Origin of the sequence: Lactobacillus kalixensis DSM 16043, from assembly GCF_001434335.1 — a bacterium.
GTDB classification, from domain to species: Bacteria; Bacillota; Bacilli; order Lactobacillales; family Lactobacillaceae; genus Lactobacillus; species Lactobacillus kalixensis.
The window spans coordinates 1-2,147 of sequence record NZ_AZFM01000071.1; the positions used below are offsets into that span (position 1 = coordinate 1).

Sequence of the window (2,147 nt, forward strand, 5' to 3'; positions counted from 1 at the left end):
CGAAAAAACCAGAACCAATCAGGGTTCTGGTCAATTTTGATGCTTTCAAGTTTCAGTATTTTATTATTTGTTGATGTAATCCAAGATTACAAACATGACATCTTTGTTTTCTGCTGGCACACCATGAGCAATGATTTCACTAGCATTTTGCTTTAATGCATTATTATCATCAGGATAAGAGCTATCATTAATCGCAATCTCACGTAAGTTATCTTCCATTGGCTCAAAGTGAAATTGCAGGCCAACGATGTTGTCTCCTAATAAGAAGCCTTGGTTTTCAAGCAAGTCACTTGAGAACAACAATTTTCCACCTTCAGGAATTGAAAACATTTGTTGGTGCCAATGTAGTGCCTCTAGCTTATTTGGAATACCTGGAATGTCATGATTCTTCAAATATACCGGAGCCCAACCTACTTCTTTATATTGTGCATCTGAAATAGTACCACCAAATGCCATAGAAATTTGTTGTGCACCAAAGCATGCACCAAACATTGGCTTGTGTTTTGCAGCTAATTCCTTAATTAATTCTCTTTCTTGATGAATCCATGGAAAGTCGTCATTAGGACTCATTGGTCCGCCTAGAATTACTAACATATCAGTTTCTTCAGCAGTTGGTAATTTACCAAAAGTTGCTGGATGATAAACATAAAATTCCGCATTATGTTCATTAGCCCATTTTTCAATTGAACCAGGTCCTTCATTAGGCGTATGTTGTAAAACGTTGATTCTCAACTTATATTCGTCCCTTTCGTATATAATATTTATAGCTATTATACACACGGAGGAAATTATGTGGCTATTAATTTTACTAATTTTACTATTACGCCCATTTCTTAAAGGTACTTTTGAATATGAAAAAATCACACGCAAAGAAATGGTGATTTTGCCGGTTTATTCTTTAATTATGATGCTAGTATCTATTGAGAAAGATATGAGTTGGCAGAATATTTTATTAACGTTTTTATTACTATTTCTTGGTATTTTTATCGGTTGGCTTCAAGCTCGCGGTGTAAGTATTAAAGACAATGGTGAAACTGATCAATATGGTAGGCCAGTAATAAAAATTAAACGTAATTGGCCATATTTAATTGGTTGGATTGTCATTTTTGCTATAAATATTAGTTTGCGTAAATATTAGTTTACAAATCTATTTTGGTAAGCAAATGAATACGGAATCAATCTCATCTGATCTTGTAATCGACTTACTTAAAGATGTTTCAACTGGTTTCTTTATGTTCTGGCATTCTGAATGGTTCGTGTGGGTTTTAACCGTAGCCTCAACTTTGGGATATAGAATGAGTATCTTGAGAAAGAATCCTCGAATTAGGCAAGCTGTGGGTGTTAAAGAAAAGCACAAGCAAATTTCAACCAGAAAGCAGCTTAAAAGAATGGGTAAAGCTACTACAGAAAAAGATAAGTAAATTAACTTCATAAAGTCATATGCAGATTGGAAGTAATACTATTATGAAAAAATTAACCTTTATTTCTATCATTTTGATAACCGGCTTGTTAACGGGATGTTCACCAGCTAGCCATCACATATCTACTGAAAATAGCTATAAAAAATAGCGAAACATTCTAGTAAAAAACAATATAAAAACACTTCATCTAAAATTAATTTGCATAAAAAATATAAATGATTTAAATTAACAACCGTACCAACTGAATATCGCGGTACATGGTATCGTGCTGATCCTTATAGTAAAAAAGCTACTAAGTTAGTTATAACTTCTCATGCTTTTAACGGTTACGTAACTTATCAAAAAACTGATCCTAATTTAAAATTAGATCATAATTCTGAAAAGCAAAATAAAGAATATGCTGGTAATGCAATCATGATCTCAACCGAAAATGGAATTTTGAGAGAACGTGGCTTTCTGGATACTGTTGATATGGTTTATAAATTAGGGCAATTTAAAGGAAAAAATTGTTTATTCATGAGTTATGGCACTAATTCTAATGCTATTAATGGAGCAGCTTTTAAAGATAAAAATACGGCACTTAAATATCGAAGATACGACTTTTCAAAAGTAAAGCAAAAAAAATAAGTAGTTAGCTATAGTTTCAAAGTTAACTACTTATTTTTATATCGTAAGCGTCTAAAAACAAGGTACCTATCTTAGCTCCGTTTTCTGTCATATACTAGC

General features: G+C 32.5%; 3 protein-coding genes and 1 pseudogene. 3 read left to right on the forward strand and 1 reads right to left on the reverse strand.

Annotated elements, in window-relative coordinates; genetic code table 11:
• Positions 1-63: 63 nt before the first annotated feature.
• Positions 64-732, reverse strand: coding sequence for a type 1 glutamine amidotransferase (locus FC46_RS09695; protein WP_057800212.1), 669 nt, complete (start codon positions 730-732; stop codon positions 64-66).
• 58 nt (positions 733-790) lie between these two features.
• Here FC46_RS09695 and FC46_RS10405 point away from each other — a divergent pair, with 58 nt between their 5' ends.
• The 3 genes and pseudogenes from FC46_RS10405 to FC46_RS10485 all read left to right on the forward strand — a co-directional run bounded on the left by FC46_RS10405 (position 791) and on the right by FC46_RS10485 (position 2,048).
• Positions 791-1,138 (forward strand): hypothetical protein, encoded by a 348-nt coding sequence (locus FC46_RS10405; RefSeq protein ID WP_236702317.1) that lies wholly within the window; start codon positions 791-793, stop codon positions 1,136-1,138.
• 25 nt (positions 1,139-1,163) lie between these two features.
• Positions 1,164-1,421 (forward strand): hypothetical protein, encoded by a 258-nt coding sequence (locus FC46_RS10410; RefSeq protein WP_236702318.1) that lies wholly within the window; start codon positions 1,164-1,166, stop codon positions 1,419-1,421.
• Positions 1,422-1,464: 43 nt separating this feature from the next.
• A pseudogene (locus tag FC46_RS10485) lies at positions 1,465-2,048 on the forward strand (hypothetical protein).
• Positions 2,049-2,147 lie beyond the last annotated feature (99 nt).

Excerpts from the sequence above, each read along its gene's own strand:
- FC46_RS10410 (WP_236702318.1), top strand. The coding sequence starts at position 1,164 with ATGAATACGGAATCAATCTCATCTGATCTTGTAATCGACTTACTTAAA.
- FC46_RS10405 (WP_236702317.1), top strand. The coding sequence starts at position 791 with ATGTGGCTATTAATTTTACTAATTTTACTATTACGCCCATTTCTTAAA.